General features: G+C 70.5%; 23 protein-coding genes and 3 pseudogenes. 14 read left to right on the forward strand and 12 right to left on the reverse strand.

The genetic code is table 11. The features are described from left to right. Window positions 1-161: 161 nt before the first annotated feature. From ACWD5Q_RS32475 to ACWD5Q_RS32495, 5 genes are all read right to left on the reverse strand, one after another. Window positions 162-317 carry a DUF6131 family protein gene (locus tag ACWD5Q_RS32475; RefSeq protein WP_451430661.1) on the reverse strand — a complete coding sequence of 52 codons (156 nt, stop codon included), beginning with the start codon at window positions 315-317 and terminating at the stop codon, window positions 162-164. Window positions 318-497: 180 nt separating this feature from the next. Next, window positions 498-725, reverse strand: a complete 228-nt coding sequence (locus ACWD5Q_RS32480) for a hypothetical protein (protein ID WP_451430662.1) — start codon at window positions 723-725, stop codon at window positions 498-500. Window positions 726-753: 28 nt separating this feature from the next. After that, on the reverse strand, window positions 754-1611 hold the full coding sequence (locus ACWD5Q_RS32485) for a rod shape-determining protein (protein WP_451430681.1): 858 nt from the start codon (window positions 1609-1611) through the stop codon (window positions 754-756). After that, entirely contained in the window at window positions 1608-1979 is a 372-nt protein-coding gene (locus ACWD5Q_RS32490) for a TraR/DksA family transcriptional regulator (protein WP_451430663.1), read from the reverse strand. The genes ACWD5Q_RS32485 and ACWD5Q_RS32490 overlap by 4 nt, the downstream gene beginning before the upstream one ends. Window positions 1980-2035: 56 nt before the next feature. Next, window positions 2036-2359 (reverse strand): TraR/DksA family transcriptional regulator, encoded by a 324-nt coding sequence (locus ACWD5Q_RS32495; RefSeq protein WP_451430664.1) that lies wholly within the window; start codon window positions 2357-2359, stop codon window positions 2036-2038. Window positions 2360-2658: 299 nt separating this feature from the next. Here ACWD5Q_RS32495 and ACWD5Q_RS32500 point away from each other — a divergent pair, with 299 nt between their 5' ends. The 6 genes from ACWD5Q_RS32500 to ACWD5Q_RS32525 all read left to right on the forward strand — a co-directional run bounded on the left by ACWD5Q_RS32500 (window position 2659) and on the right by ACWD5Q_RS32525 (window position 8562). Further along, window positions 2659-3615: a HAMP domain-containing sensor histidine kinase gene (locus ACWD5Q_RS32500; protein ID WP_451430665.1), complete on the forward strand. Its 957-nt coding sequence runs from the start codon at window positions 2659-2661 to the stop codon at window positions 3613-3615. 2 nt (window positions 3616-3617) lie between these two features. After that, on the forward strand, window positions 3618-4277 hold the full coding sequence (locus ACWD5Q_RS32505) for a response regulator (protein ID WP_451430666.1): 660 nt from the start codon (window positions 3618-3620) through the stop codon (window positions 4275-4277). Window positions 4278-4385: 108 nt separating this feature from the next. Next, window positions 4386-4826, forward strand: a complete 441-nt coding sequence (locus ACWD5Q_RS32510) for a hypothetical protein (protein ID WP_451430667.1) — start codon at window positions 4386-4388, stop codon at window positions 4824-4826. A gap of 107 nt (window positions 4827-4933) precedes the next feature. After that, window positions 4934-7237, forward strand: coding sequence for a protein translocase subunit SecD (secD, locus tag ACWD5Q_RS32515; protein WP_451430668.1), 2304 nt, complete (start codon window positions 4934-4936; stop codon window positions 7235-7237). After that, entirely contained in the window at window positions 7152-8165 is a 1014-nt protein-coding gene (locus ACWD5Q_RS32520; RefSeq protein ID WP_451430669.1) for an FAD-dependent monooxygenase, read from the forward strand. The genes secD and ACWD5Q_RS32520 overlap by 86 nt, the downstream gene beginning before the upstream one ends. 7 nt (window positions 8166-8172) lie before the next feature. Continuing rightward, the gene (locus ACWD5Q_RS32525) at window positions 8173-8562 is read left to right on the forward strand and encodes a hypothetical protein (RefSeq protein ID WP_451430670.1); all 390 of its coding nucleotides are present in this window, start codon (window positions 8173-8175) and stop codon (window positions 8560-8562) included. Window positions 8563-9001: 439 nt separating this feature from the next. On the opposite strand, the gene ACWD5Q_RS32530 is transcribed toward ACWD5Q_RS32525, so the two are convergent. Together ACWD5Q_RS32530 and ACWD5Q_RS32535 are read right to left on the reverse strand one after the other, a co-directional pair. Beyond that, the gene (locus ACWD5Q_RS32530; protein WP_451430671.1) at window positions 9002-9142 is read right to left on the reverse strand and encodes a hypothetical protein; all 141 of its coding nucleotides are present in this window, start codon (window positions 9140-9142) and stop codon (window positions 9002-9004) included. 36 nt (window positions 9143-9178) lie between these two features. After that, window positions 9179-9493, reverse strand: a complete 315-nt coding sequence (locus ACWD5Q_RS32535) for an SRPBCC family protein (RefSeq protein WP_451430672.1) — start codon at window positions 9491-9493, stop codon at window positions 9179-9181. A gap of 899 nt (window positions 9494-10392) precedes the next feature. Between ACWD5Q_RS32535 and ACWD5Q_RS32540 the strand changes: the two genes are divergently transcribed. The 4 genes and pseudogenes from ACWD5Q_RS32540 (at window position 10393) to ACWD5Q_RS32555 (ending at window position 14006) form a co-directional block, all read left to right on the forward strand. Continuing rightward, a complete protein-coding gene (locus tag ACWD5Q_RS32540; protein WP_451430673.1) occupies window positions 10393-11460 on the forward strand; it encodes an alpha/beta fold hydrolase in 1068 nt (355 codons plus the stop codon). A 70-nt stretch (window positions 11461-11530) separates the two neighbouring features. Further along, on the forward strand, window positions 11531-11911 hold the full coding sequence (locus ACWD5Q_RS32545) for a creatininase family protein (RefSeq protein WP_451430674.1): 381 nt from the start codon (window positions 11531-11533) through the stop codon (window positions 11909-11911). Between the two features lie 257 nt (window positions 11912-12168). Continuing rightward, window positions 12169-13020, forward strand: coding sequence for an alpha/beta fold hydrolase (locus ACWD5Q_RS32550; protein WP_451430675.1), 852 nt, complete (start codon window positions 12169-12171; stop codon window positions 13018-13020). A gap of 106 nt (window positions 13021-13126) precedes the next feature. After that, a pseudogene (locus tag ACWD5Q_RS32555) lies at window positions 13127-14006 on the forward strand (helix-turn-helix domain-containing protein). 259 nt (window positions 14007-14265) lie between these two features. Here the strand turns inward: ACWD5Q_RS32555 and ACWD5Q_RS32560 are convergent. Continuing rightward, window positions 14266-14451, reverse strand: coding sequence for a hypothetical protein (locus ACWD5Q_RS32560; RefSeq protein WP_451430676.1), 186 nt, complete (start codon window positions 14449-14451; stop codon window positions 14266-14268). Window positions 14452-14921: 470 nt separating this feature from the next. Here ACWD5Q_RS32560 and ACWD5Q_RS32565 point away from each other — a divergent pair, with 470 nt between their 5' ends. Beyond that, the gene (locus tag ACWD5Q_RS32565; protein WP_451430682.1) at window positions 14922-15779 is read left to right on the forward strand and encodes a GMC family oxidoreductase; all 858 of its coding nucleotides are present in this window, start codon (window positions 14922-14924) and stop codon (window positions 15777-15779) included. On the opposite strand, the pseudogene ACWD5Q_RS32570 reads toward ACWD5Q_RS32565, so the two are convergent. The 4 genes and pseudogenes from ACWD5Q_RS32570 to ACWD5Q_RS32585 all read right to left on the reverse strand — a co-directional run. Further along, a pseudogene (locus ACWD5Q_RS32570) lies at window positions 15749-15883 on the reverse strand (prephenate dehydratase); the annotation flags it as partial. The gene ACWD5Q_RS32565 and the pseudogene ACWD5Q_RS32570 overlap by 31 nt on opposite strands. Before the next feature lie 151 nt (window positions 15884-16034). Then, a complete protein-coding gene (gene istB, locus ACWD5Q_RS32575; RefSeq protein ID WP_451430677.1) occupies window positions 16035-16808 on the reverse strand; it encodes an IS21-like element helper ATPase IstB in 774 nt (257 codons plus the stop codon). Then, a complete protein-coding gene (gene istA, locus ACWD5Q_RS32580) occupies window positions 16805-18403 on the reverse strand; it encodes an IS21 family transposase (protein WP_451430678.1) in 1599 nt (532 codons plus the stop codon). The genes istB and istA overlap by 4 nt, the downstream gene beginning before the upstream one ends. A 199-nt stretch (window positions 18404-18602) precedes the next feature. Next, window positions 18603-19217 carry a class I SAM-dependent methyltransferase gene (locus ACWD5Q_RS32585; protein ID WP_451430679.1) on the reverse strand — a complete coding sequence of 205 codons (615 nt, stop codon included), beginning with the start codon at window positions 19215-19217 and terminating at the stop codon, window positions 18603-18605. Window positions 19218-19480: 263 nt separating this feature from the next. Between ACWD5Q_RS32585 and ACWD5Q_RS32590 the strand changes: the two are divergent. From ACWD5Q_RS32590 to ACWD5Q_RS32600, 3 genes and pseudogenes are all read left to right on the forward strand, one after another. Further along, window positions 19481-21564 (forward strand): annotated as a pseudogene (locus tag ACWD5Q_RS32590) (MMPL family transporter). Between the two features lie 88 nt (window positions 21565-21652). Then, window positions 21653-22834 carry a sensor histidine kinase gene (locus ACWD5Q_RS32595; protein WP_451430680.1) on the forward strand — a complete coding sequence of 394 codons (1182 nt, stop codon included), beginning with the start codon at window positions 21653-21655 and terminating at the stop codon, window positions 22832-22834. Between the two features lie 71 nt (window positions 22835-22905). Continuing rightward, window positions 22906-23532 (forward strand): response regulator, encoded by a 627-nt coding sequence (locus ACWD5Q_RS32600; RefSeq protein ID WP_451430683.1) that lies wholly within the window; start codon window positions 22906-22908, stop codon window positions 23530-23532. Window positions 23533-24036: the final 504 nt, after the last annotated feature.

Genomic DNA, 24036 nt, shown 5'->3' on the forward strand with positions numbered 1-24036 from the left:
GCTGTCGCGAGGGTGTCCAAGTTGTGCGTCACAACATGATCTTGGACGCCCTCGTTTTCGTCTCCACAGGCACCCCTTGGAATAGATCATCTAGCGATGGCCTGTGGTGGAGAGCCCTGCCGTGGACTCGGAGGGCACAAGCCAAGGCTGGAGATTTCGCATCACCAGTAGTGGCGGCGTCCGCCCACTGCGTGACCGACCGCGCCGAGCAGCCAGAGAATCAGTCCGACGACGACGAGGATGATGCCTACCGTCCACAGAATGCCGATTCCCGCGACGAATCCGACGACGAGCAGGATGACTCCGAGGATGATCATGATGGCCTCCGAGGCAATCAACCCCCCAAGATCCAGTACCCCTCCAAGACCAGTCCATACAGCGAGGAGGACATCCCCCAGGAGAGGACAACCTCCTCTCCCGCATTTACGTCCCTCCCGGCTGGGCAGCCGGGAGGGACCAATGCGTGCGGCCATGCTGCTGGCCGGGAAAGGGTCCGGTCAGGACGTGCCGCGGCCGGTGACGACGTCACGGGCACGGTCGGCCAGGCCGGCGCCCGGTGCCAGGAGCTTGTTCGCAGGCGGCGTATTCGGTGCGGTGGGGTGCGGCGGCGCCGGAGCCTTCGCCCACCGGATCTTGTCCCCGAGATCGCCGAGCATCTCCGTCGAACACGCCTGACCGAGCAGCGGGAAGAGGTTGTTCTCCTCGTCCTCGACGTGGGCGCTCACTTCCTCCATGAGCTGCTGCGGCAGCGGCTCATCCGGGAGTCGTCGGCGTCCATCCGCGGCGCCGCCACGGGGGCGGCTCGGAGGACTCGCCCGCCGGGCCGTCGGGGTGGTCGTGCGCGTCGCGCAACAGGGTGGCGGCGCCGCGGACGGCGGCGGTGTGCGGCGCCGCCACGGCCTTGAGGGGCGCGTGCAGCCTGCCGGTGAGGTGATAGGTGATCTCCGGGCGCAGGGCGCCGCCCCCGGCCAGCAGCGCGCCCCGGCGCAGGGCGTCCACGGTGAGCGACGTACGGTCCTGCCGCAGCATCGCGGTCACCATCGTGGCCACCGCCTCGCAGATCTGCACCGCCGAGGCGGAGCCGAGGTCACTGGTGCCCAGCACGGTGCGGCGCGCGTCGACGACGGCGCCCTCCGACAGCAGCACCACCTCGGTCAGATGCGCGCCGATGTCCACCACGAGCAGCGGGCGGGACAGGTCCGCGCCCGCGGCCAGGGCGACGGCCCGCGCGCTGGGAATGGTCAGCACCCCGCGCGGCCGCAGCACCTCCACCGCCGTACGGGCCTCGTTCCGGAAGGCCACCCCGTCCAGTACGGGGGCGGTGAGGACGACCAGGGGGCGGGTGAAGCGGGGCAGGCGGTTGCCGAGCAGGCGATCGAGCATCCGGGCCGTGCCCGCGGTGTCGATGATCGTGCCGCGCTGGATCGGATACACCGCCCCGGAGTCGGGGAACGTCACCGTGGGGACGTCCAGGACCAGCCCCTGCCCAGGAACCCAGGCGCGGGTGCGGGCGCTGCCCATGTCGAGGGCGACGCCCCAGCCCCGCCGACCCAGCGGCCACGGCCGGTGCCGGGCGGCCACGGCGGCACGCGAACGCCGGTTGAGGGTCACCGCCCCGCCTCCCTGACCTGCTGGCAGCGCGCACAGTAACGGGCCTGCGGCACGATCTCCAGCCGCTCCCGTGCGATGGGACGCCGGCACAGGTGGCAGGTGCCGTAGCTGCCCTCGTCCATGCGCGCCAGGGCCGCCTCGACGTCGGCGAGGACCATGCGGGCGGAGGCCGCGAGTTTAACGCGGACCTCCACCTGCGAGGCGGCCTGCTGCTGGAGCAGGGCGTCCGCGCGGGACATCGCGGCGGCCGAGATCTGCTCCAGTTGCTCCTGACGGAACAGCCGCTGGTCGTCGAGGTTCGCGCGGAGCGCGGCGAGGTCCTCGGCCGTCAGGTACGTGTCGCGGTCGCCGATGATCTGGTTGTTCACCGTTTCACCCCTTGGGCAGGGCGGAGGACGAAGGCAGGACGGGCGGTCGGACGGGGTCAGGCGGTACGGCGCCGGCAGGCGACGCAGTGCCCCGTGTACGGCAGGATCTCCAGGCGCTCCGCCGGGACCGGCTTGCCGCACTCCAGGCAGGTCCCGTAGGTGCCGTCCTCGATACGGGCGAGCGCCTCGTCGATCTCCTTCAGCACCCGCTGGATGGCCTCACGCTGGGAGGACATCAGGTGGTCGTCCGCCGTCTGCCCGGTCTCGCCGAGGGCTTCCAGCTGGACCAGCCGGGTCCCGCGGGCGTGTTCCAGGCGCCGGCGGGCCTCCTGAGCGGACAGGTGCTCGCGGAGTTCGGTCCGGGCGGCGTCGAGCGACATCGTCAGTACCTTTCCTTCTGCAATGGGGGACGGGGGTCGGTCACACCTCAACCCTGGTCGAACCCGCCGCGGTTTCCCATCGGGTCCAGAGCCCATTTACGGCCGGTCCAAGGATCCACTCGACAGGCGCATGGGTAGGCCGCACCCGGCGAAATGGGGACCGTGCCCCATCGCTCCCGGCGGTCGGCGGAAGGCAGACTGGCGGCAGGCCCGGTCGGGACCGGGGGCCGCGGCTCGTCCAGGATGCGCGATGCCCGACAGTAGAGGCAGACCGCATCACGGAAGGAGGCTCAACCCCGGTGTCCCTGTTCTGGAGGATCTTCGGGCTCAATGCCGTGGTGCTGGGCACGGCCACCGCGCTGCTGCTGTGGGCCCCGGTGACCGTCTCGGTGCCGGTCGTGCTGACCGAGGCCGTCATCCTGGTGGGCGGCCTGGCCGTCATGCTGGTCGCCAACGCCGCCCTGCTGCGCTGGGGGCTGGCCCCGATGAACCGGGTGACGAAGCTGATGACCACCGTGGACCTGCTGCGCCCCGGCCAGCGGCTGCCCGAGCAGGGCGGCGGTGAGGTCGCGGAGCTGGTCCGCACGTTCAACGCCATGCTCGACCGGCTGGAGCACGAGCGGGCCACGAGCAGCGCCCGGGTCCTGCTCGCCCAGGAGGCCGAGCGGCGCCGTATCGCGCAGGAGCTGCACGACGAGGTGGGTCAGAGCATGACCGCGATCCTGCTCTCGCTCAAGCGGGCCGCGGACGAGGCGGCTCCGCCGCTGCGCGACGAACTGCACCAGGCGCAGGAGATCACCCGGTCGAGCCTGGACGAGGTCCGCCGGCTGGTACGCCGGCTGCGACCCGGCGTCCTGGACGATCTCGGCCTGGTCGCCGCGCTGACCTCGCTGACCCACGACTTCGCCACCCACACCGGACTTCAGGTGGTGCGCCGCTTCGACGCCGACCTGCCCGCCCTGGAGCCGGAGACCGAGCTGGTCCTCTACCGTGTCGCCCAGGAGAGCCTGACCAACGTGGCCCGGCACGCGGACGCCGAACGGATCGAGGTCAGCCTGCGACGCACCGACGATGCCGTGGTGCTGGCCATCACCGACGACGGCCGCGGCATCAAGGCCGCGTGCGAAGGCGCCGGCATACGCGGCATGCGCGAGCGGGCCCTGCTCATCGGGGCCGGACTCGACATCGCCCCCGCCCCCGCGACCGGAACCGAGGTCCGGCTGACCGCGCCCGTCATCCCCAGGAAGCAGACCTGATCATGTCCGACCCGACCACGATCCGCATCCTGCTCGCCGACGACCACGCGCTGGTACGCCGGGGGGTGCGGCTCATCCTCGACCAGGAACCGGACCTGGAGGTGGTCGCCGAGGCCGGTGACGGCGCGGAGGCCATCGAGATGGCCCGCACCCACGACATCGACCTCGCCGTGCTGGACATCGCGATGCCCCGGCTGACCGGACTCCAGGCCACCCGCGAACTGGTGGCACTCAAGCCGGACCTGCGGATCCTGATGCTCACCATGCACGACAACGAGCAGTACTTCTTCCAGGCGCTGAGGGCCGGCGCCAGCGGGTACGTGCTGAAGTCCGTCGCCGACCAGGACCTGGTCGCCGCGTGCCGGGCGGCGATGCGGGACGAGCCGTTCCTGTACCCGGGCGCGGTGACCGCGCTCATCCGCAACTACCTCGACCGGGTCCGCCACGGCGAGGAGACCCCGGACCAGGTCCTGACGCCCCGCGAGGAGGAGGTCCTGAAACTGGTGGCGGAGGGGCACTCCTCGAAGGAGATCGGCGAGATCCTCTTCATCAGCATCAAGACCGTCCAGCGGCACCGCGCCAACCTGCTCCAGAAGCTCGGCCTGCGCGACCGTCTGGAGCTCACCCGCTATGCCATCCGGGCCGGTCTGATCGAACCCTGACCGCCCGCCCCACGACCACCTGGGGTCCCGGCTGCCCACTCCCCGGCCGGGATCCCAGGGACGACAGCCGCGTCCGCCCACGAGTGCCACCACGAAAGGGGACGGTGCATGCACCCGGTGCCGAGCACCGCCCCCGCCTCCCGCGCGCTGGCCTTCGTGACGGCCGCCCTGCTCACCCTGCTGGCGGTCTTCACCACCGGCAGCCCTCCGCCGCTGCCCGCACCCGCCACCGCCGCGGCGGCATCCGGCGCGGCCCTCGCGCCCCGGGAGCACTCGGGCCCCGCGCCCGGCGCCGACGAGCGTCCCGCGGACGCCCCGCACGCCGGGCAGGGATGCACCGTCGTCTGCTCCTCGCAGGACGGCACCCGGCAGGAGTTCCACGGGGACCGGCCCGTCGCGCACGGGCAGTTCGCCACCACCGAGGACGTCACGGACGTCCCCCTGCCCGTACCCGGGCGGACGCGACCGGTCCCGGTGACCGTGGCCGCCCGCGCCGTGCACGTGGTGCAGGACGGCGGCCGGGCGCCGCCGCGGGCCTTCGGCATCTGACGTCCCCGTTCGCCCCTCGACCGCCGTGACCGCGTCGGCCGCAGTCGCGGCGTGCCTGCCGGAGGCCTCCGTTGAAACGCACGAAACGTACGAAACGCACTTCCCCGGTGAGAGCGCTGTTCGCCCTCGTCGTGATCTCCCTGTCCGTGTACATCACCGCCACCGTTCCCGTCCGCCTCGGACTCGACCTGCGGGGCGGCACCCAGATCGTCCTGGAGACCCGCTCCACCCCGACCACCAAGGCCGACCGCGATGCCACCGACCGCGCCCTGGAAGTGCTGCGCGGCCGGGTCGACGCGCTCGGCGTCGCCGAACCGTCCCTCGTCCGCTCGGGCAGCAACCGGATCATCGTCGAGCTGCCCGGCGTGCAGGACCCCAAGAAGGCGGCCGACGTGCTCGGCCGTACCGCCCAACTGACCTTCCACCCGGTGGTCGGCATCGCCGACACCGAGGACCCCGCAAAGTCCAAGCCCGACGCCTCGAAGGAACCCGAGAAGTCGAAGGAACTCGTCCTGCCCGACGAGTCGGGGCAGAGGCTGCGCCTTCAGGCCGGCGCCATGACCGGCAAGGACGTCAAGGGCGCCCAGGCCCGCTTCGAGCGGGAGACGGGCGCCGGCTGGACCGTCACCGTCGACTTCGACAAGGCGGGCCGGTCCGCGTGGGCCAAGCTGACCGGTGAGGCCGCCTGCCGCCAGGTCGGCGACCCCGCGCGCCGGGTCGCCATCGTGCTCGACGACCGCATCATCTCCTCGCCGCAGGTCGCCCCGTCCGTCGCCTGCGGCACGGGCATCGCCGACGGCTCCACGCAGATCACCGGCTCGTTCGACGACGCCGAGGCCCGCGAACTGGCGCTGCTCATCAACGGCGGCGCCCTGCCCGTGCCGGCCGAGACGGTCGAACAGCACACCATCGGCCCGACCCTCGGCGCCAGCGCCATCGAGGCCACCGCCTGGGCCGCGGTGATCGGCACCGCCCTGACCATTCTGTTCATCATCACCGTCTACCGCCTCGTGGGCTTCCTCGCGGCACTGGCCCTGCTCTGTTACGGAGTGATCTCCTACGCCGCCCTGGCCGCCCTCGGCGCCACCCTGACCCTGCCGGGCCTGGCCGGTTTCGTCCTGGCGATCGGCATGGCCGTGGACGCCAACGTGCTCGTCTTCGAACGAGCACGTGAGGAGTACGCCGGTATGCACCGGCCGAGTCCGCGCTCGGCCCTCACCGCCGGATTCCGCAACGCCTTCAGCGCGATCGCCGACTCCAACGTCACCACGCTGATCGCGGCAGTACTGCTGTTCTTCCTGTCCACCGGGCCGGTGCGCGGCTTCGCCGTCACCCTCGCCATCGGTGTCGCCGCGTCCATGATCAGCGCGCTGGTGATCACCCGGGTGCTCGCCAAGTTCGCCGTGGACCGCGCCTGGGTGCGCCGCCGCCACCTGCTCACGGGCCTGGCGACCACGGGCCGGGTCCGCGATCTGCTCGCGCGCCGCAACCCGGATCTGATGCGCCACCCGCGTCGCTGGCTGGCCGTCTCCGCGGTCCTGCTCGTGCTCGCCGGCTCGGGCATCGCGGCCCGCGGCTTGAACTTCGGCCTGGAGTTCACCGGCGGCCGGCTGATCGAGTACACCACCGCGACCCCCGTGAGCCCCGACCGGGCCCGCACCGCCCTCGCCGACGCGGGCTTCCCCGGCGCTCTCGTGCAGTCCTCCAACGACAACGGGCTGACCGTGCGGACCGAGGACCTGACCGAAGCCGAGGCCGCCAAGGTCACCGGGACCGTCAGCGAGCTCGGCGGCAAGACGGAGAAGATCCGCGACGAGCTGATCGGCCCGAGCCTGGGGGAGGAGCTGCGCCGCAACGCGCTCATCGCCCTCGGCGTCGCCCTCGGTGCCCAACTGCTGTACCTCGCGGCCCGCTTCCGCTGGCTGTTCGGCACGGCGGCGGTCGCCGCGCTCGCGCACGACGTCGTCATCCTCGTCGGCGTCTTCGCGTGGCTCGGCAAGCCCATCGACGGCGTGTTCCTGGCGTCCCTGCTCACCGTCATCGGCTACTCGGTCAACGACTCGGTGGTGCTGTTCGACCGCATCCGGGAACTGCTCGGACGCGACCGCAGGACTCCGCTGGCGCAGATCACCAACCAGGGGATCCTTCAGACGCTGCCCCGCACGATCAACACGGGCATGGGCGCGGTGCTGATCCTGATCTCCCTGACGGTCCTCGGCGGGGACTCGCTGACCGACTTCGCGCTCGCCCTGCTCATCGGGCTCGTGGTCGGCACGTACTCCTCGGTGTTCACCGCCTCCCCGCTCGCCATCGAGCTGCACCGCTATGAGCGCGGCAGCCGGCGCCGCGGTTCGGGCGGCGGATCGGGCAGCGGCAAGCCCGCCCGCCGGAGCGCACCGGCACGGGTCTGACGCCCGCACGGTGGGCGGCGGTGCACCCCGCCGCCCACCAGGGTCCTCGGCCGCTGTCGCAGGTGTACGCCGACGAGCTGACCGGCCGCGCCCGACGCCCGGCCGGGGCCCGAGCGGGAGCACCCGCTCGGGTCACCTGCGCACCAACACGCGTGTCACGGCCGTCAAGGACCATGGCTCGCACGTGGAGGTCCAGCACAGTGAGGGGGTATCGCGCGCTGATCTGCTGGTGGGAGCCGACGGCATCCACAGCACTGTGCGACGTTCGCTCTGGCCGCAGGCCCCCTCGCCCCGCTACGCCGGATACACGGCCTGGCGCATGGTCGTCGACGCCGGCCGACGGCTGCAGGTGGGAGGGGAGACCTGGGGACGCAACGGACGGATCGGCATCGCCCCTCTCGTCGACGGACGCATCTATCTCTTCGGTGTCGCCAACGCCCCCGAGGGACAACGCAGGCCGGGCGGCGAACTGGCCGAGATGCGGCGGCGCTTCAACGGCTGGCACGAACCGGTACCGGAACTCCTGGCCGCCGCCTCCGAGGATGCGGTGATGCGCCACGACATCTACGAACTGCCACCCCTGGACACCTTTGCCCGCGGCAGGTGCGTGCTGCTCGGCGACGCCGCACACGCCATGACACCCAACCTCGGACAAGGCGCCAACCAGGCCCTGGAAGACGCCGTCACCCTGGCCGCGCTCCTGGCCGCGCACCCCGACGTGCAATCCGCGCTGGCCTCCTACGACCGCGAACGCCGCGCCCGTACCCAGATGATCGCCCAACGCTCCCGCCGGATCGGTACCGTCGCGCAGTGGAGTTCGGCCCCGGCCCGCCTCGCACGCGACTGGCTGCTCCGGCTGGCCCCCTCCTCGGCCCTGCTGAACGCGCTCGGTCCGGTCCTCACCTGGCAACCGCCACAACCGGACTGATCCGGGCATGACTGCACCGAGGTTGGGCGGCGCCGCCCAAGGTGGACCTGCGCCCTCACCGCTGACCGTCTCCCCCGCCGACGGCTACCTGCATCTGGTGCACACGGGGAGCAGGCCGCCGCTGTGGCTCACCCGGCTCACCGGCCGACTCGGTCCGGCCCGGCCGAACGAGGCCGTCGTCCTGGTCGGGACGCTCCTGGGCGAGGACGGCGCGGAGGGGTTGTGCCGGCTGCTGACACCCGTGCTGAAAGCGCGGCCGGAGGGTCATGTGCGTCTGCTGGTGCTGGTGATGTCCGAGGGGGCCGACGAGTCCGGGGGCCGCCCGTCGGCAGCCCGGCTGATCTGCGAACGGTGGGGATACGAGGTCCCCTGGCCACCGCCGGACCCGCGCTCGTGACCGCGGAAGGAGCCCTCTTCCCCCGGTCCGGCGGGGTAGGTTCGGCGGCTGGTGACACTTCTCACCCGGCACCCCCGCCAGGCATGTGAGCAGCTCGTCCCAGTCCACGCCGTCCAGTTCGGTCCCCTGGGCACCGGGGCGCAGGTTCCACCGGGCCACCGGGCCACCGAGCGACCGGAGAACGGGGTAACCGCCGTCGTACCCAAGACGGCCGTATCGCACGTCCGTGGAAGAGCCATGCAGCCGGATCGGTACCGGGTCGATCAAGCGCGTGCGGTGCGGGAAAAACATCTGTGGACCTGTCGGTCCTGTACGAGCAGCGGCACATGCCAGTCGGCGAAGCTGCTGAGACGGACCTACAACAGCCTGCTGAGAGCGTTCCAGACCGGCTACCGCCTCCCGAAGGCCGGCCGCTCCTGACGGCGCAGCCGCCGCGCGTTCAAGACATCGGGTCCCGGTTCGGCGGGTTCTCCGACAGCTTGCCCAGCTGGGCCAGCCACAGTTCGTTCAGACGCTCGGCCCAGGAACGGGACAGGGTGTCGAGGGGCCTGGGAACGTCGGCTCGGACGGCGTTCTCCACCACGGCCTCCGTACCACCCTCGATCTCCGTGAGCAGTCAGGCCTGGTACAGCATCACGCCTCCGCCGATGCCCAGCCAGCCGATCCGGCGGGGCGGCAGGCTCTCCCCCACGAAGACCTCGAACCGGTGTCCCGTCCAGACCACCTCGAAAGTCTGCGTCAAAGTGACGGAGCTGACTTCCTCGCACCCGGGCACCCAGTTCGGCCAGTTCGCCACGTCGGTGAGCAGTGTGAAGGACCGCTCCGGCGGGCCGGGGACGACAGCCTGCGCCCGGTGGAAGCTGTGGGCGTCTGCGGGCGAGAATCCGGACGGCCAGTGGATGTCAGGATGACTGTCTGAGGTGTCGTACATCCGAGTTCACTTTCGTGCTGCTGTTCTACTGCGGGTAGGCCGGCGACGGTGTCGGCGGCACGACAGCCTCAGGGCGTTCCCCCACTCAGTGTGCAGGCAGCGGCGAGCGAACGCATACGTCATCTGACTGGGCGGCCGAGACCCCTCTCAGCCGATCTCCTCCACACCGGCGGCCACGTGTCGGGCTCGCAGCTGTACCAGCACAAGGTGATCAGGATGAACAGGGCCTCGGTCAGGGCGTCGTCCGGCGCGCCGTAACCGTGTCCGCTTCGATCGCGGCCGTCAGCAACCGGTGATGCGGTGCCGACGTCTCCCTCCTGATTGACGGGGAGGAGGGCGGACGCGGCTGCGGAGTGCAGCGATTCCCGGTGGTGGGGTCGGCCCGGCGGGCGCCGGCCAGCAGACGCGAGCGTCCACCAGCCGGCCGCCGGCGTCTCTGTACACGGCTTCCGCACGGCGCCGGCTCTACCAGTTGCTCGTCCCCCTCTTCGACTCCATCGACCTGCTGGACCCCGGCCACCGCGACGCCCTGCGCATCGCGGTCGGCATCGGCGGCAGTCCGCCGCCTGCTCCGACGGACCGCACCCGGCGATACACGTGCTCACCTGCGGCACCGAGCGGGAGGCCGGGTGTGCCGCACATCCTCGTGTCACCGTCCGCACCGTCATATGACTGATGTGCCCGGTTTCTTTACCGACAAGAGTGTGTGCCGCCGACCACGTTCCCGCAACGGGGGCGGCCTCGGATCTGCCGGCCTCACAACAGAACCGTCCATCGTCACCTGAGCATTGCGCGAGGGTCGTCGCGCCATGAGCCGCGCGGTGATCCCACAGCACCGAAGCGAGCGGGAGACATCCCTGGCGCGGGCCGGTCACCGGAAACGCACGAGAGGGTTTCACATGATCAACAGGCGTACCTTCAGCAAGGCCGTCGGCCTGGGCACCGGCGCGGCCGCGGTCTCGCTGTCCGGCTTCCAGACCGGCGCGTCCGCCGCCAGCGCGACGCACACGCCGGGCAGCTCTTCCGTTCCCACGGTGCCCGCCGTCACTCCCGGCACCCACACGGAGTTCAGCACGCTCAAGCACGTGAAGGCGGGCGTCCTGGACATCGGCTACGCCGAGGCGGGCCCCGCGCACGGCCCGGCCGTCCTCCTGCTGCACGGCTGGCCCTACGACATCCACAGCTTCGTCGACGTCGCCCCGCTCCTCGCCGACCAGGGCTACCGCGTCCTCGTCCCCTACCTGCGCGGCCACGGCAGCACCCGCTTCCTGTCCGGCCACACCCCGCGCAACGCCGAGCAGTCGGCCATCGCGCTGGACATCATCGCCTTCATGGACGCCCTCAAGATCCACAAGGCGGTCCTCGCCGGCTTCGACTGGGGCTCGCGCACCGCCGACATCATCGCCGCCCTGTGGCCGGAGCGTGTCAAGGCTCTCGTCTCCACCAGCGGCTACCTGATCACCAACGTGAAGGCGCAGCTCGAACCCGCTCTCCCGGCAGTGGAGCACAACTGGTGGTACCAGTGGTACTTCGCCAGCGAGCGCGGCAAGAAGGCGATGGAGAACGAGGACGAGCGCATCGCGCTGTGCCGCTATGTGTGGACGCTCGTCTCGCCGAACTGGAACTTCGACGACGCCACCTTCGAGCGCACCGCCCAGGCCTTCAAGAACCCCGACTACGCCGCCATCGTCCTCTGCAACTACCGCTGGCGCATCGGCCTGATCAAGGGTGACAACCGCTACGACCGCTACGAGAAGCAGCTCGCGGCCCAGCCTCCCATCCACGTACCCACGGTCACCCTCGACGCCGCCCTCGACCCCTTCACCCCGGCCGGTGACGGCTCCGCCTACCGCGACCACTTCAGCGGCCCGTACCAGCACCGGACCGTCGCGAACATCGGCCACAACCTGCCGCAGGAGGCGCCCACCACCTTCGCCCAGGCCGTGGTCGACGCCGACCGCCTCTGAGATCCGCACCCGCCACCGGCCGGGCGGTTCCCCCACCCCTCCGCGACGCCACTCCCGGGAGGAGTCCCAGATGAGCGGAGTGCAGTGGAACCGTCGGACAGCCGACGAACTGCGCGCCCTCGCGGCGCGGAACGCGGTGGTGCTGCTGCCCGTCGGAGCCGAACAGCATGGTCATCATCTGCCCACCGGTGTCGACGACCCGCCGGCCGCGGAGGTGTGCCACCGGGCGGCGCTGCCGGCCGCACACACGGGTTGCGGCCACAGTCCTCGCCCATGCGCTGAGTGGGGGCGGGCAGGGGGCCGGAACCCCGGCGGCACACATGTGCCGCGTCTCCGGAACGCGCGGCCGGGAGGGCATCGCCCTTCCCGGCCGCACCCGCGTTCAGGACTCGCCACGCCTGGGCAGCCGCCGGCCCGGGCCCGGGAAGTCTTCCGGTGCGGTAGTCGGTGACCGCGGGGTCACAGGCGTCCCGACGGACTCGGCGTGCCTGCCGAGTGCGGGTCCTGGCATCTCCCCTGTCCGTGCGCGGCTGTCCGCGCCGAGTCGGCCTCCGCACACCCGTCGCCGAGATCCATCCTTCCATCACCACTTTGACAGGTGACGATCGGCGTGACAGGTTAATCACCAGTCAGGGCGGTGACGCCAGTCCGGTCGCACCGGCCCGTCCTCTTCGGTACACCTGTCGGAACATGTGAGAGAGGTTTGTCATGGTCAGCATCAAGGGTGGGCGCAGCCGGCTGGTGACGGGTGCGATCGCGACGCTCACGGCGGGTCTGGCCCTCGGCGCGTTCGCCCTCAGCGGCACCGCCAACGGCGCGACGAACGCCGCCGAGGCGGGCAGACACGCAAGGCCGACCATCGTCCTGGAGCACGGTGCCTTCGCCGACGGCTCCGGCTGGAACGGCGTCATCGCCGCCCTGCGCGCCGACGGCTACCCGGTCGTCGCCACCGCCAACCCGCTGCGCGGCCCGTCCTCCGACGCCGCCGCCCTGCGCACGGTCCTCGACCATGTCAAGGGCCCGAAGATCCTCGTGGGCCACTCCTACGGCGGCAACGTCATCAGCGAGGCCGCCACCGACGACCTCGAGGTCAAGGCCCTGGTCTATGTCGCGGCCTTCCTGCCGGCCCCCGGCGAGAGCGCCCTGGAGCTGACCGACAAATACCCCGGCTCCACCCTCCCCGACGCCCTCGACCCGGTCACCTACCAGCAGGCCGACGGCTCCACCGCCACCGACCTGTACATCCAGCAGGACAAGTTCCGCCACCAGTTCGCAGCCGACGTCCCCGCCGGCCAGGCCGCGCTCATGGCCGCCGAACAGCGGCCCATCGCGCAGTCCGCCCTAGCGGAGAAGGCCACCAGCGCCGCCTGGAAGACCATCCCCAGCTGGGACATCGTCACCACCCGCGACCTCAACATCCCGGCGGCCGTGCAGCGCTTCATGGCCAAGCGCGCCCACGCCCACACCACCGAGGTCGCCGCGTCCCACTCGGTCGCCGTCTCCCATCCCCACCTGGTGGCCGACGTGATCGAGCGGGCCGCCCACGCCACCGTCCGCTGACGTCCCCCGGGGGCGGCGGGGCACACGGTCCCGCCGCCCCAGGGACAGACCACGGACATCGCCCGGCACACCTCACGGGTGTGCGGTTCACGGGAGAATGGACGCCATGACCTCACACACCGGCCCCCGAGCGCTCGGGGAGTTCCTCAAGGCCCGCCGGGCTCAGCTGGCTCCCGAGGACTGCGGTCTGCCCGAGTCGGACTCCACCCGCAAGGTCGCGGGACTGCGCCGCGAGGAGGTCGCCCGGCTCGCCGCGATCAGCGTGGACTACTACACCCGGCTCGAACAGGGCCGTGTCCGGGCCTCCACCCCCGTGCTCGCCACCCTGGTCCGCGCCCTGCGCCTCGACGGCGACCAGCAGAGCTACCTCTACGAACTCGCGGGGCGCACCGACGACCGCCCACGCCGCCGCCGGCCCGTCCAGCAGGTGCGGCCCGCCGTGCGCCGCCTGCTGTACCAGCTCACCGAGACACCCGCCCTCGTCCTCGGCCGACGCCTCGACATCCTGGCCTGGAAACCCGGCCGCCACGGCCCTCTACACCGATTTCGCCGAGATCCCGGCCGACCGGCGCAAGTACCTGCGTCTGATGTTCACCGACCCGGCGATCCGGGAGATGCACCGGGAGTGGAACCACGACGCCCGGGACGCCGTCGCAGCCCTGCGCATGGAGGCCGCCGCCGGCCCCGACGACCCGGAGCTGGACGGCCTGGTCGCCGAACTGTCCGCGCAGGACGCGGACTTCCGCGCCTGGTGGGCCGAACATCGCGTCAACAGCGCGTCCTACGGGACCAAGCGCTACCGTCACCCCCTGGTCGGCGACCTCACCCTCGACTGCGACACGTGGACCAGCCCGGACGGCTCCGGACAGCGGCTGATGGTCCTCACCGCCGAGACCAGCACCCTCTCCCACGACACCCTGCGCACCCTCACCTCCTGGACCGCCGAGCGGGTGGACGCGAGCCGGGTGCGGGACAGGACACCGTGACCGCCGTCGACGGCATCGATCTGCTCATCGTGAGGGGCTCCCCGCAGTCCCCGGCCACGACCACCGCCGAGTGCCCGCACTTCGACGCGGCGGCGGAGATGCCTCCGATCACCTCCGCTCGGGGCCCTGTCTGCGCAGCCCGGAGCCGGAGATCGGCTGCATCCCCGGCACGCTGACCGAGGCCGGCCGCCGACACCGCTGTTCGAGGGCTTCGACGCATGCTTCGACACGGGGCACCGGCACCACGACATGCCCGGGCTCACGACCGACGCGTACCGTGCCGGCCGCCGGCGAGGGCTGCCCGCGGCAGATCGCGGCGTACGGCGGGCTCTTGTACGGGGTCCAGTGCCCCGTGGAGTTCGACCAGGACATCGTCGAGGGCGGCCCATTGGATCGGCGCACGCCGCAGGTTCACACCTGTCACGTTGGACGCGTCCGCACTCATTCCGATCAGAACCTCACTTGCACGTACGGCATGCCCCGCCGGCTCGGGACGTTCCGGACGGCCGGCGGGCGCCGGACCCTGACACCACTGACACGAGACGGACGCCCTCCACCGTTCACATCAGCATGCCGAAAGTCACATGTTGTGCTCCGCCGTCATGAAAGATAGGTATCACGAAATACGTGTTCCGCCCTGGGGGGCCTGGCCCTGTCCTGGAGGATGACCGGCCCCTGCTCGCTCGCTGCGCGCACCATCGCCGTGATCACCGGTATCAGATTTGACGAATCGCGGCCGGCTGTGTAATCGCCGCGCGTCTGACCGAGGACGCCGGCACCCGTGTACTGCTGCTGGAGGCCGGATCGGCCACCCTGCCGGACGCCGTGGCCTACCCGCCGGCCTGGCCCTCGCTCGCGGCCTCGGAGGCCGGCTGGGGCGACACCACCGTGGTCCAGCAGGCCTCCGGCGCCCCGGTGGCGCTCCCCCGTGGCAAGGGCCTGGGCGGTTCGTCCGCCATCAACGCCATGGTCTTCACCCGCGGCCACCGCACCGGCTACGACAGCTGGAGCGCCCACGGCGCCAGGGGCTGGACCTACGACGACCTGCCCCTCTACTTCCAGCGCACCGAGACCGACACGAGCGGCGCGCGCGGGCGAGGCACCGCGGGACCGCTCACCGTCGGCCCGGCCAAGGAGCCCAACGAGATCCTGCTCGCCTGCCTCGACGGCGCGGTCGAGACGGGACACCGCCGGGCCTTCGACATCAGCGGCGGCCTGGAGGAGGGCTTCGCCCCCGTCGACCTCAACATCGTCGACGGACGCAGGCAGAGCGCGGCCGACGCCCATCTCGCCCCGGCTCTGGACCGCCCCAACCTCCACGTGGTCACCGCAGCGACCGCGCACCGGCTGCTCTTCGAGGGCACGCGCTGTGTCGGGGTGGAGTACGGCGTGGACGGCCGAACCCACACCGCGACGGCGGCGCGCGACGTGGTGCTGACGGCGGGGACCATCGGGTCCGCGCTGCTCCTCCAGCGCTCCGGCATCGGCTCCGAGGGCGATCTGCGGCGGGCCGGGGTCGACATGTTCCACCAGTTGCCCGGCGTGGGCCGCAATCTGCACGACCACCCGCGCGCCAACCTCGTCCACCAGGCCCAGCGGCCGGTGCCCACACCGCGCAACAACCACGGCGAGATCCTGGGGCTCCTGCGCAGCACCCCGGACGCCGACAGGCCGGACGTGCAGATCATCTTCATCGACATTCCGCTGCCCAACGCGGTCGCCCCGGTGCAGAACGGCTTCACGCTGGCGTTGAGCCCCGCGCCCACCTGGTAGCTCTCCATGTCCGCGAGGTTGACCCCGCTGATGACGAACCCGCCGAGCGCCTCGTACAGCGCGCTCGGGATGTTGCGCACGCTGAAGAACAGGCTCGTCATGGTCAGCTCGTGACGTCGTACTACCGCTGCGCGGCGGCCTGACGCAGATGACGGCTCACATCGCCGACCATGTTGATGCGGACCGTTGTGGACGTTCACGTATTTCCCCGGGGCTGAGTTCACGTAATTCCCCAGCCCCGGGCGCCGATGGCGTCTACTTGACCGACGGCTTGGCGGGCTTGTCGGTGGGGTTCTTGGGGCGCTTGTTCGGGCGGTAGCTGGGGCCGTTCATGATGACCTGGTGGCTGGTGTTGATGAGCCGGTCGAGGAGTGATTCGGCGACGACGGGGTTGGGGAAGAGGGGATACCAGTCGCTGGGCGCCCGGTTGCTCGTGATGATCAGGGACCGCCCCTGCCGCTCGCTGACCAGTTCGTAGAGGTCATCGGCGTGGGCCGCGGAAAGCTGGCGCATGGCGAAGTCGTCGAGGATGAGCACGTCGGGCCGTACCAGTTCGCGGATCCGTTTCTCCCAGGTGCGGCCCGCGTGGCCGCCGGCGAGTTCGGCGAGGATCCGGCTGGTCTTGGCGAAGCGGACGTGGGCGCCCTGCCGGACGGCGAGGTGCCCCAGCGCCTGGGCGATATGCGTCTTGCCCACCCCGACCGGGCCGAACAGAATTACGGACTCGCCCGCATGCAGCCAGCGCAGGGCGCCCAGGTCGCGGATCTGGGCGGCGGGCAGTTTCGAGGAGGCGGTGAAGTCGAACTCCTCCAGGGTGACCTGCTGCTCGAACTTGGCTCGCTGGAGCCTGCGTTGGAAGGCGACGGTCTCGCGGCGGGTGATCTCGTCTTGGCAGAGGACCTGAAGGAAGTCGAGGTGGCCGAGCTCGCCGCCGTGGGCCTGGGCGAGGCGGGCGTCGAGGGTCTCCAGCATCCCGGACAGCCTCAGGGACTTGAGTGACTCGCGCAGAGCGGTGTCCATCACGCTCATCGTGCCGCCACCTCGTCTTCGCCGTGGACCTGGTCGTCGCGGGTATCCTCCGAGGTGTCCGGGGGTGCGACGGAGCCGAACAGTCCCTGTGGGCCGTGGAGGAAGGCCGCGGCGCCTGCGTCTCCGCTGGTCTCGGGCTCGGGGTCGGTTTCGGTGCCAGCGACCAGGATGACCTTAATGGTGCGGTAGGACGGGTCGCCGACCGTGATCGCTCTCGCGCAGGCGGCCTCCAGACGGGTGTCGCCGTACTTCTTCCGCAGCCCGAGAACCCCCTGGGCGGCGCGGAGCCGGTAGAGCGCGTTGACCTCCAAGAGCTGGTCGACGACCTCGCGGCAGGCCTCGCCGATCTCGGACGCCTGGGTGCGGCACCAGATGGGCGTCTTCATCTGGAAGGCGATCTTCTCTGGTGGGTAGTCGCTCTTGTCGGTGCGTTTTCCTTGGTCAAGGGCGGCATGGGTCTTGACCAGGTCGCCGTCGAGGAAGACCTGCACCATCGTGGCGGTGGAGCGGACGTCGACCTTGCGGCCGATCAGTTTCCAGGGCACGGAGTAGAGGGTGCGGCCGACCTTGATGTGGATGTCCGGGCCAACGGTGGCTGTCGACCAGCGGGCCAGGGTGAACGGGGTGGGCGGCAGCGGCAGCAGAGCGGCGGCCTCGACCGCGCCGAACACGGCCATCGGGGCCGCCCCGCCCAGCGGCCTGCACTGCCGGCGTCCGGCGACCTGCAGGGCCCAGGTGACAGCCTCGGTCTGCATGTGCTCGATCGAGGTGAACTCCCGCCCGCGCCAGAACGAGTCGCGAACGTAGGGCATGGGCCGCTCCACCCTGGGCTTGTCCTTCGGCTTCGAAGCCCTCGCCGGGTCCATCAACGCCCCATAGTGGGTGGCGAGTTCGGCATACGCCTTGTTGATTTTCGGGTCGTAGAGGTCGGGCTTGTCGACGCCGGTCTTCAGATTGTCCGGCACCAGCCGGCGCGGGACGCCGTCGAAGTAGCGGAAGGCCGCGACGTGCGCCTCGGTCCACGCGTGCTGGTCCAGGTGCAGCACCGGACGAACGAACATGTGCCGTGAGCAGGGCAGCACCATCACGAACGCCCAGACGCGGTGCCGTTTGCCGGTGCGCGGGTTGGTCCACTGACCCAGGAACCCGTAGTCGATCTGGGCCTCCTCGCCCGGCTCGACCTCGTCGCGCAGGACGGTGACCTGCGAGCAGCTCACCTCGTCGGGGAGCGTGGCGTGCACCCAGCGGCGGAACGAGGAGATCGACACCTTCAGTTTATGCTCGTCCCGCAGCCGCTGGTGGATCGTGGAGACCGTCACCGTTCCCAGCAACTCCTTGATGTAGTCGCGGTGTTCGTCGATGTCGGACCAGGTGACCTGCCGCAGTCTCCTGTCGGCGAGGCCGGGGAACCACCCTTCGATCAGCCCGGCCCAGTCGGCTTCGCTCATCGGCGGTCCGCCCGGGATGATCCCGGCCGCCTCCGCCGGCGCCAGGTACTTCCTGACCGTCTTGCGGTCCACTCCCAGCGACGCGGCCAGCGCGCTCTTCGAGCGGCCCGCGTACCAGTGGACATAAATCTCGGTGATGTCGACCACGACGAACGTTCTCCTCGCCATCCGGGCTGCCCATCGGCCATCCGAACCACGGGATGAGGAACATGAGCAGCTCCGTGACGGCCAGGTCCCTCGATCCCGGACTCCGCGCTACCCATGGCCATTCAGGAGAATTCGCGACAGACGATCACGTGAAGCCCAAACCGCCCGAGATAGGTAAAATTCGATCCCCGACGCCAGCTCAACGGGCGGGTTTTTCCCAGGTCAGCGAGTACCGGCGGAGCACATGCCGGCGGTAGTGCATGCCGGGCAGCAGCCGTCGTGCCGCGGCCCGCACCTGCCCGTAGCTCATCTGCGGGACAGCGACCGGCATGCCTTCCGGCCCTCGCGCGCGACGCAGCACCTTCGTAATCCATACGATCGGGGCAGCCGCGATCAGTGCTGCCCACTCTGTCACGCTCGCCTCGCGGGCCAGGCCCACGACCACCAGCGTGCCGCCGGGCCGCAGCAACTCACTCATGCGGATGAGGGCCGCCTCGAAGTCCATGTGATGGATCGTGGTCACCGAGCAGATGAAGTCGTAGCCCGCGGCGGGCAGGACGGCGGTGAGGAAGTCACCCTCGACCAAGGTGAGATCCGGGTAGCCGACAGCGAGGTCGCGTGCGCAGGCGATCATCTCCGGCGACTTGTCGATCCCTGTGACGCGCTCCGCCCGCTCGGCGAGCTTCCGCGCCAGCAGCCCGTCCCCGCAGCCGACATCCAACGCATCGCCGCACCTCTCGGGAACAGCCCGGAGGATGCCCGGGTGGCGGGCAACGTTGGTGTTCCAGTACGGCTCTGCGGCGAGCTGGTGCATCGGATCATCGTAGGACTGGGCAAGGTCTACCGAGTGCACACCAACGGATTCGCGGTCCCCATGGGGAGTCGTGATCGCAAGGGTGGGGAATTACGTGACGCTGATCATGCAGATCGTGGGGAATTACCTGACCGCCGACACGTCGGCCGCCTCGCGTTACTCCCACGGGAGTAACAGGCCCCGCACATCGCCCCACGGAGTAACGGAGGGTTCAGACGTCAGCCTGATGTGGGAGTACCGGCAGAGGCGGAACGCTGAAGCCTATGGAAAACACTCGGTCAACGCAGAAAAGATGGCTGCCCTGGGCGCTGCTGGCGCTCTGGGTCGCCGTGGTGGCACTCGCGCTGCCCTTCGCCGGGAAACTCGGCGGCGTCACGAAGGACGGCGAGGTGGACTACCTGCCCGCGAGTGCCCAGTCGACGAAGGTTGCGAAGATCGTGGCGTCGATGCCCGGCGGTGGAACGACCGACCTGGTCCTCGTCTACCAGCGCAATGGCGGGCTGACCGCCTCCGACCGGGCTGTCGCGGGGCGCCAGGCCGCCGCCGTGGACAGGGAGTTCGACCTCGTCGGCGGGGCGCCGAGAACGATCGTGGCCGACGGCGGCGGCACTCTGATGGTGCCGGTGGCGATCGCGGCGTCGGAGGGGGGCGGCAAGGACGTCGTCCAGAGGGTGCGCTCAATCGCAGCCGGCGGGCGCACGGACGGGCTGAGCGTGCGCGTCGGAGGGCCGGGTGCACTGGCCTCGGACATGGACGAGACCTACGGTCAGATCGACGGCATCCTGCTCGTGGTGACCGTCGCGGTAGTGGCGGTGCTGCTGATCTTCACGTACCGGAGCCCGTTCCTGTGGCTGCTGCCCCTGCTGTGCACCGGCGTGGCGGCCCTCGGCGCGACAGCGCTGGCGTACGCGCTGGTCGAGGCGTTCGGACTGACCGTCAACACGATGAGCAGCGCGGTCATGACCATCTTGGTCTTCGGCGCCGGAACCGACTATGCGCTGCTTCTCATCGCCCGCTACCGGGAGGAACTGCGGCGTACCGAGAAGCCGCATGACGCGATGAGCCGGGCCTGGCGGTCCACCATGCCGGCCGTTCTGACGTCCGCGGGGACCGTGATGGCGGGGCTTCTCGTCCTCCTGCTCGCGGATCTCAACAGCACACGCGGGATGGGATCCACTGGCGCGGTCGGCGTGCTGTGCGCGCTGGTGGTGATGACCACGCTGCTGCCGGCGGCGCTCGTGCTGCTGGGGCGGCGCGTCTTCTGGCCGCTCATCCCTGCGAACGGAAGCGAACCGCTGTCTGGGCGCGGGATGTACGACAGGATCGGCTCGCTCATCACGCGGCGTCCGGTCGTGGTCCTGTTGGCGGGCGCGGTTGCGGTGGGGACGCTGGCCCTCGGTACCCTCAGCCTCTCCGGTGAGCTGCGCAGGGAGGATGCCTTCACCAGCAAGCCCGAGTCAGTGACGGCCATGCAGGAACTCGCCCGGGCCTTCCCCGAGCAGAGCAGCCAGCCCATCACGGTGCTGGCTCCCACGACGGACGCGCCCTCCGTTACCGCCACTGTGCGGAAGGTCCTTGGCGTCGCCTCCGTGACGACCGGCCGGGATGCCAAGGGCTGGGCCGAGATCAGCGTCACCGCGACAGCCCAGCCGGAAAGCCAGGCAGAGGCCGCGACCATCCTCCGGCTGCGCACGGTGCTGGGCGACAGGGCCCTGGTGGGCGGTCAGAGCGCCCAGGACATCGACACCGCGGAAACGGTCTCGAGTGATCGCGGCCTGGTGATTCCCCTGGTCCTGGTCGTGGTCTTCCTGCTGCTGGCACTCCTGCTGCGAAGCCTCCTCGCACCGTTGTTGCTCCTGGGAGCGGTGGTGGCCGTGTGGGGGGCCGCCCTGGGCATCGGCGGGCTGGTTTTCGGTCAACTCTTCGGCTTCGCGGGCGCGGACGCGACACTGCCCACCCTCAGCTTCGTCTTTCTGGTGGCACTTGGCGTGGACTACGGCACCTTCTGCTGCACCGGATGCGACAGGAGGGCGCGGTGGTCCCGGCACTCACCACGACCGGTGGCGTCATCGCGTCGGCGGGCGTCGTCCTGGCAGCCACGTTCAGCGTGCTGATGGTCCTTCCACTGGTGTCGATGGTCGAGTTGGGCTTCGTCATCGCCGTCGGTGTTCTACTGGACACGTTCGTGGTCAGGCCGTTCGTGGTGCCTGCCGCCGCGCAGTTGCTCGGGCAGCACCTGTGGTGGCCCGGTCACCCGGCCCGGCCCGACGGCGCGGGGCCGGACCGTGCCGACCAGGTACCGGAACCGAAGTCGATGCCGGGGCACGCCAGGTCTTCGGCCACGTGAGCGGCCGACTAGGCGGCCGCGCCCGGCAGACCTGCTCGGAATCCGGCGCAGCGGTGGGAAACTCGTGACGGAGGGAAACGTGTCGATCATGTCCAAGATGCTTTGTGCCCCGCGCCTGGACATCGTGCTCGCCGCGGGTACGTGTGCGGCACAGTCCGTGGTCGCCACGGTCACATGGAAACAGGGCCACGGTCCGGATGCGCTGGGCTGGATACTCCTCACCGGTAGCGCGGTCGTCCTGGTGCGGCGGCGCCGGCCGATGGAGGTCATGCTGGCGATCGTCGTCCTGCTCGTGCCGTACCACGCGCTCGGCTTCACCCATCAGGCAGCGTTGCCGGCCAGCCTGATCGCGCTGTACTCGGTGGCCGCCGTTGGACCCCAGTGGAGGACGTACACCACTCTGGCGGGGTCCGTCGCGGTCATGGCCGGCGTGATGTCCCTGGTCTCCGGGCTGGGCGGGGCATGGGACATCCTGCGCGTCGGCGGCTGGATCACCTCGGTCGTGGTGCTGGGAGACGCCGTGCGCATCCACCGCAGATACGTCGCCGCGGTCCTCGAGCGCGCCGAGCGCGCCGAGCGGACCCGGGAGGAGGAGGCGGCCCGGCGAGTCACGCAGGAGCGCATACGGATCGCCCGGGACCTGCACGACCTGCTCGCGCACAGCATCACGGTGATCGCGGTGCAGGCGTCGGTTGCCGGTCACATGCTCGTGGCAGCCCCGGAACTGCTCGACCGAGCGAAGCTGGCCAAGACCTTGGACGGTATCTCGGACACCTGCCGGGACGCCCGGGCCGAGTTGCGGGCCACCTTGGATGTGCTGCGGGCAGGCCAGGTGGAGGAAAGCCGCGGACCGCTGCCGGGCCTGGCCGGGCTGCCCGACCTGGCCAAGGCAGCGGAGGCGGCGGGTCTGATGGTCGGCCTCGGATACACCGAGCCGCCGGCGGTTCCGGCGGCCGTCGGGGTCGCCGCGTACCGCATCGTCCAGGAGGCGTTGACCAACGCCGCACGGCACGCCCCTGGATGCCGGGTACGGGTCGGACTGGCCGCGCACGGGCAGTGGTTGCGCGTCACCGTGGAGGACGACGGCCCGCGTGTCCCGGTACAGGACACCACGGCCCTGCCACCGTCGTCGGGATTCGGGCTGATCGGGATGCGTGAGCGGGCCCGCAGCGTGGGCGGCACCATCACCACCGGACCGCGTCCGGCGGGCACGGGCTTCTTCGTCAGCGCCGACCTGCCGCTGCGCGCGACCCTGGAGGGCGCACGGTGAACGAGAACCTGGCACGGTCGATCCGGGTGCTCCTCGCCGACGACCAGGCTTTGGTACGGGGGGCGTTCGCAATGCTCGTCGGCGCCTCCCATGACATGGAGGTCGTCGGTGAGGCCTGTACTGGCCGGGAGGCTGTTTCGCTGGCCCGTACGGTCGGCGCCGATGTGATCGTCATGGACATTCGGATGCCGGATCTCGACGGCATCGAAGCGACCCGGCTCATCGCCGCCGACAAGGATCTGTCCGAGGTCAGGGTCCTGGTGCTGACCACGTACGACACCGACGATCACGTCGTCGCCGCACTGCGCGCGGGCGCCAGCGGTTTCCTGGTCAAGGACACCCGCCCAGCCGAACTGCTTGACGGGATCCGTACGGTCGCGGCGGGCGAGGCCCTGCTCTCGCCGGGCCCCACGGCCCGGGTCATCGCCCGGGCCCTGCGGCTGCCGGATGCCGCCCCCGCGGCAGGCGCCGCCGGCTCCGAGCAACTGGCGCTGCTGTCGGCGCGTGAGCAGGAGGTTCTGACCCTGGTCGCACGGGGCCTCAACAACGTCGAAATCGCCGAGGTGCTCCGCCTGAGCCCGCTCACCGCCAAGACGCACGTCAGCCGCATCATGAGCCGACTCGCTGCTCGTGATCGAGCCCAACTGGTCATCATCGGATACGAAACGGGTCTCGTCGTTCCTGGTGTGCCCGACTGACCAGTCGGCTCGAAAATCCTGCCCGAAACGGCCGGACGTGTTGTCGGGACCCGATAGACGGAACTCTGTGGCTCCCCAGCACCGCGGGCACGGTCCGGGCGCGCAGGACCGGTCCGGCACGGAGGCGCTCACCGCCGGCCAGGGCGGGACGGACCATCGCGAAGTTGGACCATCGCGAAGTTCAGCGAGAACCGGCTGATGCCCAGCGCGGGCGCCGCTGAAGGGTCTTGACTACGAGGAGCTCGTTCAGGCTTGGATCGGCGTCCCGGGCCCAGCACATCAGATCCAGGGAGATCCTGTCCTCTCGCCACGGCACGACCGCCGCCCGAGCGGAGTTCACGGCGCGCTTCTCGTAGCGCTCCTGCGGGGACACGCAAACCCTCCCCGTCGTCTCCCTGAAGGATCACGCCTAGATGATCTATTCCAAGGGGTCAGTGATCGAACGCGGTCAGCGAGCGTAGGACGTCTTGTCCGGTGTGGTCGTTGTGCCATATCGCCGTGGTC

This window comes from Streptomyces sp. NPDC002513 (assembly GCF_053595355.1).

Excerpts from the sequence above, each read along its gene's own strand:
- ACWD5Q_RS32475 (WP_451430661.1), bottom strand. The coding sequence starts at position 317 with ATGATCATCCTCGGAGTCATCCTGCTCGTCGTCGGATTCGTCGCGGGA.
- ACWD5Q_RS32495 (WP_451430664.1), bottom strand. The coding sequence starts at position 2,359 with ATGTCGCTCGACGCCGCCCGGACCGAACTCCGCGAGCACCTGTCCGCT.
- ACWD5Q_RS32505 (WP_451430666.1), top strand. The coding sequence starts at position 3,618 with ATGTCCGACCCGACCACGATCCGCATCCTGCTCGCCGACGACCACGCG.
- ACWD5Q_RS32510 (WP_451430667.1), top strand. The coding sequence starts at position 4,386 with ATGCACCCGGTGCCGAGCACCGCCCCCGCCTCCCGCGCGCTGGCCTTC.
- ACWD5Q_RS32520 (WP_451430669.1), top strand. The coding sequence starts at position 7,152 with ATGAGCGCGGCAGCCGGCGCCGCGGTTCGGGCGGCGGATCGGGCAGCG.
- ACWD5Q_RS32525 (WP_451430670.1), top strand. The coding sequence starts at position 8,173 with ATGACTGCACCGAGGTTGGGCGGCGCCGCCCAAGGTGGACCTGCGCCC.
- ACWD5Q_RS32535 (WP_451430672.1), bottom strand. The coding sequence starts at position 9,493 with ATGTACGACACCTCAGACAGTCATCCTGACATCCACTGGCCGTCCGGA.
- ACWD5Q_RS32540 (WP_451430673.1), top strand. The coding sequence starts at position 10,393 with ATGATCAACAGGCGTACCTTCAGCAAGGCCGTCGGCCTGGGCACCGGC.
- ACWD5Q_RS32545 (WP_451430674.1), top strand. The coding sequence starts at position 11,531 with ATGAGCGGAGTGCAGTGGAACCGTCGGACAGCCGACGAACTGCGCGCC.
- ACWD5Q_RS32550 (WP_451430675.1), top strand. The coding sequence starts at position 12,169 with ATGGTCAGCATCAAGGGTGGGCGCAGCCGGCTGGTGACGGGTGCGATC.
- ACWD5Q_RS32560 (WP_451430676.1), bottom strand. The coding sequence starts at position 14,451 with ATGAGTGCGGACGCGTCCAACGTGACAGGTGTGAACCTGCGGCGTGCG.
- istB (WP_451430677.1), bottom strand. The coding sequence starts at position 16,808 with ATGAGCGTGATGGACACCGCTCTGCGCGAGTCACTCAAGTCCCTGAGG.
- ACWD5Q_RS32585 (WP_451430679.1), bottom strand. The coding sequence starts at position 19,217 with ATGCACCAGCTCGCCGCAGAGCCGTACTGGAACACCAACGTTGCCCGC.
- ACWD5Q_RS32595 (WP_451430680.1), top strand. The coding sequence starts at position 21,653 with ATGTCCAAGATGCTTTGTGCCCCGCGCCTGGACATCGTGCTCGCCGCG.
- ACWD5Q_RS32600 (WP_451430683.1), top strand. The coding sequence starts at position 22,906 with ATGCTCGTCGGCGCCTCCCATGACATGGAGGTCGTCGGTGAGGCCTGT.